The organism is Streptomyces sp. NPDC001157 (assembly GCF_053598255.1).
In genome coordinates this window covers 38,350-45,346 of record NZ_JBSFJW010000055.1, presented here as the reverse complement: position 1 = coordinate 45,346, position 6,997 = coordinate 38,350, and the positions used below count along the sequence as shown (strand labels likewise).

Genomic DNA, 6,997 nt, shown 5'->3' with positions numbered 1-6,997 from the left:
ACGCCAACACCAAGCCCGCATCAGCCACTACAAACGACGCGGACACAGTCCCTGAAACTGCCCAGCAATCAGAACAAGCACCGTTGCAGTACTAAATCCTGAGCCAGCGAATCTGCTGGTTGTCGGGCGAGTCCGTGCAGACGGACGTGTAGACGGCGTGCGTTCCGGATAGGTTGGTGGCGGTGAGACATTTTCCAGTCTGCACGTTGATCCACTGACCGTAACTGCTAGAACTTGGGTAGACCCGCCGCCACCGCTGGTTTGTGCCACCGTTGCAGGAAAGCGTGTAAACCGAATTCGCGGAGTTGGCGTCGAGACACCGGCCCGTCGCCCTGTTCTTGAGGTAGTACGAGGTCCCGCTGATGAACTGCAAATCCCAGTCCTGATAATATCCGGTATTGCACCCCTGTGTGTAAGCACTACCGGCGCTGTTGCTGTCAAGGCAAACATTGGTACGACGGTTTTCATAGCTGGCATAATCGGCGGCCGATGCCGGCGAAGAAATACTGACGGTCGCCGCTACAGTCAGCGCAGCTATGATGGCGAATTGCTTTGAAGACTTATGCACTTCCGGCCTCCCCGTTTCGAGTAAGCAAGGCGAGATGGAACCCGTCTCCCGCAGGCTGTGCGGCACCGCTGGGTCGGGCGGTGCCGATGCGCCATGACGGTAGGCGCAGCGGCGTAGCTGTCGCGTCCCACAGTGGGTGGAACTCTGGCCCCACCGAGCACAGTAGCCGCGCGGTTCGTGCGACTTCCGCGGTAGTGGTTCCTGCAACTTCCGGGGTACCGCGAAAGGTTGACGCCGCCGCGCGTTCACCGGCCTTAGGCTGCGGCGATGCGCATGCCTACGCCCCGCCCGCTCGTCCTCGACACGCTGATCGCGCTCGCCATGACATGGGTGGCCGTCCGGCTGGGTCAGGTCTCGGAGGCGCGGGGCTGGCCGAAACTCGACGCCCCTGCCTATGTGCTGCTCGCCCTGGGGCACCTGCCGGTCGCCTTTCGGAGCAGGGTACCGATGGTGGTGTTCGCGGCCGTGCAGTTGGCCGGCGTCGCCTTCATCAGCCTGGGGTACTGGCCAGTGGCATCCGCGTTGGGCTCGATGCTTGCCCTGTACACGGTGGCGTCGGTGTATTCGGCACGGATTGCCGTCGGCTGTGCCGCCGTGATGACCGCCAAGTGGGTGTATGCGGGTGTGATCAGCGACAGCTTGTCGATGACGCTAGTGGTGAGCCAGGCCCTGCTGTTCAGCTTGGTGCTGGTGTGGTCCGGCACGCTGGCCCGCCGCTCCCGCGAACTCGCCCGGCAGCTGCGCGGCGAGCAGGCCGAGCGGGCCCGCCGTGAGGTCGCCGCCGAACGTGGGCGCATAGCGCGGGAGCTGCACGACGTCGTCGCCCACCACATGTCGGTGATCTCCGTGCAGGCCGGCCTGGCCCGGTTCGTCCTGGACTCCGATACCGCCACTGCCCGGGGCGCGCTCGGCACCATCGAGGACACCAGCGGCGAGGCCTTGGAGGAGCTGCGGCGCATTCTGCACGTCCTGCGGGAACACGATCTGGGCGGCGCCGAGTCAGCCGCCCCCATGCCCACCCTCGCTCGACTCGACGACCTGCTCAAGCGTATCCGGGCCGGTGGCGTCCCGGTCGAGCTGAGCATCAAGGGCACCGTGCGTCCGCTCGCCCCGGGCGTCGAATTGTGCGCATACCGCGTCGTCCAGGAGGCCTTGACCAACGTCCTCAAACATACTCACCACGCCGACGCACAGGTGCGACTTCACTACCGGCAGCATGAATTGATCGTCACTGTCACGGACAACGGAACGGGCCACGGAGACGGGCTGATTCCGGCCGAAGTCCTGGCAGGCGGCGGACACGGCTTGATTGGCATGCGGGAGCGGGCCAAGCTCTACGACGGGACGATCAGCGTCGGCCCGCGCGCCGAGGGGGGTTTCGCGGTCCGTCTGACCCTGCCGACGTCGACAACTGGCGCACGGTGGGGAGACGAGGGTAGGAGATGACCAGAGTCCTCGTCGTCGACGACCAGTTCCTCATCCGCGCCGGCCTCGTCGGCCTTCTCAACGCTGCGCCCGGTTTCGAGGTCGCCGGCGAGGCGGGGGACGGCGAGGCGGCGGTGCGGCTGGCCGCCGAGACCCGGCCCGACGTGGTCCTGATGGACATCCGCATGCCCGGCATGAACGGCATCCAGGCCACCAGGCGCATCCTCACGGAAGCGGTCGACCCCCCGCCCCGGGTGCTGGTCCTGACTACCTTCGACCTCGACGAATACGTCTACGGAGCATTGCGCGCCGGGGCATCCGGCTTTCTGCTCAAGGACTCAGGACCCGAGCGGCTGCTGGCAGCCGTGGCCGCGGTCGGGGGCGGCGACGCGCTCTTCGCCCCGAGCGTGACTCGTCGGCTCGTCGAGGCGTATGCCCAACAGGACCGATCCACGCCCGACTCCCAACCCCCGCCGGGCCTCGGCACGTTGACCTCCCGTGAGGTCGACGTCCTCAGACTCATTGCGCGCGGCCTGTCCAACCCGGAGATCGCCGACCGGCTCTCCATCAGCGAGGCAACGGTCAAGACCCATCTCAACCGCGTCATGACCAAGCTCGGCCTGAACAGCCGGGCCCAAGCGGTAGTGATCGCCTATGAGACAGGCCTGGTGACACCGGGAGGGTAGGCGGGCAGCGCGGCACGCCACCGCGGCCGGTGTGTGGGGACGCCTGCCGAGCTGGTGGACGCGCTGGGGGCGGTGACGAAGCGGGCTGGTGATCGCCGATGCGCTCGGTGCGCAGAGCGTTCTGGGACGAGCCGAGCGCCGTGACGCGTACGGTCCAGGTGGTCGTCATCAGCGGCGAAGCGGATGCGTTCTGGGGGTGCATTGGCAGAGCGAGCACAAGCGTGGCGCTTACGGTGACGGTTGGCTTGGTCCAGACCATCCGTCACGGGATGAGGAAGATCCAATACCGACCCCACCTCATCGACGGATGCCTCGCCGGAACCGGGCTGTCCCTCACCGCTACGACTTCATGAGTTCGAGCTCAGTAGCTCATCAATGAACCCCTAGACCACGGGACTGGCCCTGGCCCCCACCGCGGCACCGGTTGAGGCCAGCCTCGTCCACCACGTGTCGAGCCGTAGCCCTCACTATTCTGTCGCTCTCTTGAACGGCCATTTCGAAGTGAGCTCAGACTCCCCCTCTCGGCCGACGATTCCGGCGTCCTTGCTCAGGCAGGACTGCTTGGGAATCAGTTGAGCAACTCTGGATCGCCGGAGCCCAGGGCGGGTTTCCGCTGACCGCAGTCCCGAGAAAAATCTTGGTACTGCGGCCAGCTGCCAATCGCGACCCCGCTGGCATGGCGGCACGTCATTTGCCCAGGCGTCTTTCTGGTGCTTCCCCGTCACGGTGTGCAGTGCAGACGGCTTGATGCCTTGCCTCCCGAAGCGGCAGCACGGGGAGCAGCCGATTACCGACGGGCCGTTGCCTTCGGCAGAATGGGCGCCATGACCGAGATCCGTACACCCCGCCTCCTCCTCCGTCGCTGGCATGACGACGACCTTCCCCCGATGGCGGACATCAACGCGGACCCGCGGGTCATGCGCTGGATCGACGAGGGCTCGGTGCGCGACCTGGACCACACGGTGGAGGACATCGAGCGGTGGGAGGAGGAGTGGGACGAGGAGGGCTTCGGACTCTTTGCCATTGAGCTGCTGGCCTCGGGTGAGCTGGCCGGCTTCACAGGTCTGTCCGTTCCCGAGTTCCTGCCGGAGATACTGCCCGCCGTAGCGATCAGTTGGCGGCTCGGCTCACAGTTCTGGGGGCAGGGGTACGCGTCCGAAGCCGCCCACGCCACGCTGGAGTTCGCGCTCCAGGACCGCGGCCTCGACCGCATCATCAGTATTAACCGGGTGGGTGACGACGCCTCCGAGAACGTCATCCGCAAGCTCGGCATGGTGCCGGAGCGAGAGACGGCGCACCCGGTGTACGACTATCCGTTGCGCGTTCACACCATCGATCTCACCGAGTTCCAGGCGTGAACCAGCCGAGTTGTCGATCATGATGACGGCAAACGGCTGTCATCTTCATCATTCGCCATCCGTCGTGCGACACCTGCGGGAACCCCTTGCGCTCCCGTAACAGTAAGGACAGGTACCGCGCACCCTTACACGAACTTCAGGCGGTCCGAGATGTACCCTCCCCCGTTCTGCAGCGGGGTTTGGCTCTGTAGCTGATCAGGTAGAGCGTCCGCACCGTTCGCGGGAGGCAGCCGGTACGAATCCACCCAGAAACACGCGAGAGGGTCGGGGAAGGAGTTGGACACCAATGCCCGTGAAACCGGCGCAGTCGGGACCCGCCCTCACATCACACCGCTACCGATGAATGAACCATGCTGCCCCACACGGCAGGACCACAGGTGTGGGCGGAGGCCATCCGCGCTGCCGACCACCACGCCTTGGGAGAGCAGGCCCGGCAGCGCGCCGCACGCTTCACCCGGCCGCGTCTGCCGGACCTCGAAGCCCTCGGGATCTATCCGGCGGCGAACGCGTCCTCGACCTGATCGAGCCGGTCCGTCCACCAGTGCAGCAGCGCCTCATCCGCGGTGAACAGCTCATCGCAGGAGAAGTCACCGCGGTCGTAGTGGAACTTCAGCTGCCAGAAGTCCGTCATCCGCTTCCACCACAGCCGACGAGCCCCATCCGCGAGCGCGGTGTCCTCCAGCGGCATCACGGACCGGTACCCACCGACGAACGCCGAGACGCGCGCGAGGTCGAACACCCCGTCCACCCCGAACTGCACCTGCGCCGTCCGCACGACCTCTTCCGCGTACGGCCGCACGCCGACCCGGTCCCAGTCCAGGACGGCGGCGAGCTCCTCGCCCTCCCACAACAGGTTCCGGTACTGGACATCGCCGTGCGTCCAGCCATGCTCCCCTTCGGGGGTCGTGTGCTGCGGGCGACAGGCGGCATGCTCGGCGATCAGCGCCCGACGTTGATCAAGAGCGGCGGCGGCCGCCTCGTCGAAGGCGCTGCCGGTCCCCTTGTCTGCCACTGCCGTGGTGAGTCGGTGCGACTTCTCAACAGCGTGCTCCGGCGACGTGACCTCCGCCGTGACCGCATCGGGCACGACGGGCAGCAAGCCTCGGCCACAGGCCCGGCCCAGGCTTACATGCAGACGACCCAGGTGAGCGCCCAGTGACGCTGCCTGGGGCAGGCTGAGGTCAATACCCCGGACGTGAGCACCCGCGGCCCACGGGAACAGGCACCAGACACCGCCACCCACCTCCGCGACCAGAGAACCGGTTGGGTGAAAGGAGGACTGACGGTCGCATCAGTCACCCGGAAGACGATACGTGGCACAGCACACCCAGACGTGAGGATCACGCGCCTCACCCCGTCTGAGGACCTCGGTCACTCCTGGAAGCCCAGATGTGACTTTGAGAGGGAGACCACGGCTCGGCCCTGCAAGCTCTCCCACTGATGCGTTGGTGGACTGCACCGCGTCCGTTCATCGCCGTCCGCTCGCCGGTCGTTCGGCGAGCGGACGCAGGCGGTGGGCGTCGTCGAACAGCGCGCGTTCGGTGAGGCGGACGGCGGTGACTGCGGCGAGTGCTGCGGCGGCGAGCAGCATGTACATCACGACGATCTGGTACCGGATCGCCGTGAAGGGGTCGACTCCGGCGAGGATCAGCCCGGTCATGGCGCCGGGCAGGCTGATGACGCCGACCGTCTTGGTGGAGTCGAGGGCCGGGATGAGGGCCGTTCGCACGATGGTGCGCTGGTGCGGGGCGAAGGCGTCGGTGGCGGCGAGGCCGAGGCTGAGGCGGGCCTCGATGGCGGGGCGGGCGGTGCGCACCTCGTCGTGGAGGCGGGTCAGGGCGAGGGCGGTGGCCTGCATGGCGCCGGACACGACCATGCCGCCGACGGGGATGACGACGCGAGCCTGGGTGGCGATCACGCCGAGGGCGAGCAGGGTGCCCATCGTGGCCGCCGTGCCGATGGTGATCGCGACGGTCGCGGTGGGCAGCGCCTTGGGCAGGGCAGGGGTGCGGCGGGCGGCGACCTGGCCGGCGATCACCACCATGAGGGCGAGCCAGCCGATGGCTCCTGTCAGACCGGTGTGGCGGAAGACCAGGAGCAACAGGGCGCCGACGGCGGCGAGTTGGAGTGCGGCGCGGACGGCGGCAAGGGTGATGTCGCGGGCCAGGCGGAGGCGTCCGTGCCAGGCCACGGCGACGGTGAGGGCGACCAACGCGGCGGAGGCGGCGACGCCCGCCCAGCTGGGGACGGCGGGGTTCACGCGGACTCCTTGAGATAGCCGACCTGGTGAGCCTCGCCTTGTTCGACAAGGCGTCCGTGGTCGAGCACCAGGACGTGGTCGGATATGCGGCGGGCCTGGGCGGTGTTGTGGCTGACCAGGACGACGGTCAGGCCGTCGGTGACCAGTTCGCGTACGACGTCCTCGACGGCCGCGGTGCCGACGGCGTCGAGGGCGGAGGTGGGCTCGTCCAGCAGCAGCGCCTGCGGTGTGACGGCCAACGCCCTGGCCAGGCAGACGCGTTGGGCCTCGCCGCCGGAGAGGTTCGTGGTAGCGCGGTCGAGGTACCTGGCGGGCAGGTGGGCGCGGTCGAGCAGGGCCGCGGCTTCGTGCCGGTCGAGGTCGGGGCGGCCGACGCGCAGGTCGTCCAGGACGGTGTCGGTGAGCAGGACGGCCTGTTGGCCGACGAGGGTGACCTGGCGGCGCAGGGTGAGGACGTTCCAGGCGGGCAGGGGACGGTCCTGGAAGGTGACAGTGCCGGTCATGGGTTCGTCGAGGCGGTTGAGCAGGCGCAGGAAGGTGGATTTGCCGGCGCCGCTCGGTCCCACGAGTGCGGTGCAGGCCGCGGCGGGGATCCCGCAGGTGATCTCCTCCAGCAGGGTCGTCCCGCCGCGTCGCACCGTGACGTGGTTCAGGGCGAACGCGCTTGTCTCCACGGGTGCCTACCTCCGTCGGCCATCGA

Annotated in this window: 8 protein-coding genes; 4 read left to right on the top strand and 4 right to left on the bottom strand. The window is 67.6% G+C overall.

Translation table 11 applies throughout. The annotated features are described in order from the left end of the window. Positions 1-91: 91 nt before the first annotated feature. The gene (locus ACWDAG_RS44785; RefSeq protein ID WP_450701332.1) at positions 92-568 is read right to left on the bottom strand and encodes an RICIN domain-containing protein; all 477 of its coding nucleotides are present in this window, start codon (positions 566-568) and stop codon (positions 92-94) included. Positions 569-835: 267 nt separating this feature from the next. On the opposite strand from ACWDAG_RS44785, the gene ACWDAG_RS44780 reads away from it, so the two are divergent. The 4 genes from ACWDAG_RS44780 (at position 836) to ACWDAG_RS44765 (ending at position 4,558) form a co-directional block, all read left to right on the top strand. Further along, the gene (locus ACWDAG_RS44780) at positions 836-2,014 is read left to right on the top strand and encodes a sensor histidine kinase (RefSeq protein WP_450701331.1); all 1,179 of its coding nucleotides are present in this window, start codon (positions 836-838) and stop codon (positions 2,012-2,014) included. Then, positions 2,011-2,679 (top strand): response regulator, encoded by a 669-nt coding sequence (locus ACWDAG_RS44775; RefSeq protein ID WP_450701330.1) that lies wholly within the window; start codon positions 2,011-2,013, stop codon positions 2,677-2,679. Before ACWDAG_RS44780 ends, ACWDAG_RS44775 begins: the two co-directional genes overlap by 4 nt. Positions 2,680-3,503: 824 nt before the next feature. Next, on the top strand, positions 3,504-4,037 hold the full coding sequence (locus tag ACWDAG_RS44770) for a GNAT family N-acetyltransferase (protein WP_450701329.1): 534 nt from the start codon (positions 3,504-3,506) through the stop codon (positions 4,035-4,037). A gap of 350 nt (positions 4,038-4,387) precedes the next feature. Next, positions 4,388-4,558 carry a hypothetical protein gene (locus ACWDAG_RS44765; protein WP_450701328.1) on the top strand — a complete coding sequence of 57 codons (171 nt, stop codon included), beginning with the start codon at positions 4,388-4,390 and terminating at the stop codon, positions 4,556-4,558. Here the strand turns inward: ACWDAG_RS44765 and ACWDAG_RS44760 are convergent. From ACWDAG_RS44760 to ACWDAG_RS44750, 3 genes are all read right to left on the bottom strand, one after another. Next, positions 4,528-5,280 (bottom strand): phosphotransferase, encoded by a 753-nt coding sequence (locus ACWDAG_RS44760; RefSeq protein WP_450701327.1) that lies wholly within the window; start codon positions 5,278-5,280, stop codon positions 4,528-4,530. The two genes, ACWDAG_RS44765 and ACWDAG_RS44760, sit on opposite strands and share 31 nt — an antisense overlap. A 225-nt stretch (positions 5,281-5,505) precedes the next feature. Then, positions 5,506-6,297 (bottom strand): ABC transporter permease, encoded by a 792-nt coding sequence (locus ACWDAG_RS44755; RefSeq protein WP_450701326.1) that lies wholly within the window; start codon positions 6,295-6,297, stop codon positions 5,506-5,508. Further along, positions 6,294-6,971, bottom strand: coding sequence for an ABC transporter ATP-binding protein (locus ACWDAG_RS44750; protein WP_450701325.1), 678 nt, complete (start codon positions 6,969-6,971; stop codon positions 6,294-6,296). Before ACWDAG_RS44750 ends, ACWDAG_RS44755 begins: the two co-directional genes overlap by 4 nt. Positions 6,972-6,997: the final 26 nt, after the last annotated feature.

What these genes read in the sequence shown, in the direction of transcription:
- ACWDAG_RS44780 (WP_450701331.1), top strand. Translation starts at nt 836, where the DNA reads ATGCGCATGCCTACGCCCCGCCCGCTCGTCCTCGACACGCTGATCGCG.
- ACWDAG_RS44775 (WP_450701330.1), top strand. Translation starts at nt 2,011, where the DNA reads ATGACCAGAGTCCTCGTCGTCGACGACCAGTTCCTCATCCGCGCCGGC.
- ACWDAG_RS44770 (WP_450701329.1), top strand. Translation starts at nt 3,504, where the DNA reads ATGACCGAGATCCGTACACCCCGCCTCCTCCTCCGTCGCTGGCATGAC.
- ACWDAG_RS44765 (WP_450701328.1), top strand. Translation starts at nt 4,388, where the DNA reads ATGCTGCCCCACACGGCAGGACCACAGGTGTGGGCGGAGGCCATCCGC.